The sequence below is a fragment of the Vibrio sp. 1401 genome (genome assembly GCF_033340295.1).
Genome location: NZ_JAWOWF010000280.1, coordinates 1 through 772 on the forward strand (window position 1 = coordinate 1; position 772 = coordinate 772).

Annotated in this window: 1 protein-coding gene; it reads left to right on the plus strand. The window is 50.0% G+C overall.

Going from position 1 to position 772, the window contains the following annotated elements; translation table 11 throughout:
• The coding region (locus R7Z77_RS25105) for a carbohydrate binding domain-containing protein (RefSeq protein ID WP_411913210.1) at positions 1–772 on the plus strand (772 nt) is incomplete at both ends.

Sequence of the window (772 nt, forward strand, 5' to 3'; positions counted from 1 at the left end):
CAGCGAACAAATCAAATCGGGCGGCTTGGCTGCTCAAGTCGTCGTGAACACGGGTACCCAGAGCAACACCGACTTTTTGCAAACCATTAATGTGGAGCAAGGGAAAACCTATCCGTTCTCAGTCTCGGTGTATCACACTGAAGGGCATGTAAAAGCTCGATTGGTGGCAGACGGTTATCACGGCTACTCCAATCCGCAGCAAACGAATCAGTGGCAAGAACTCACACTCAATTACACCGCGACGACCACGAAAGCCATCGATGTGGGATTGCGTTTTTATGATGAAGCGGGCTTTGACGGCTCAGAAGTGGTTTATGTCGATAACTTCCAACCGACCGAGACAAGCACGCAGCCTCCCGTAGAGAGCTGTAGTGATCACCAAGTGGTCTTGACTCTCACGACCGACAACTATGGTTCTGAAACGAGTTGGACGCTGAAAAACAGCCAATCCGCAGTACTGTTCTCTGGTCAGGGTTATGAGTCGGCAACCACCGTTGAAAAAAGCATGTGTTTAGTCGACGGTGACTACCAGTTCACCATTCAAGATGAGTATGGTGACGGCATTTGTTGTGGAAGTGGCGCGGGTTCGTACACGTTGATGGAAGGAGCCAAGACCCTTGCTTCTGGCGCTGAGTTCGCCAAAAGCGAAACCACTGATTTTACGTTAGGTGACACCACTACGACTCCACCAGTGGTTGATGGGTATTATCAAGCCGCGTCTGGCAAGACAGGCTACGCACTCAAAACGGCGTTGTTTAACATCATCAATAAT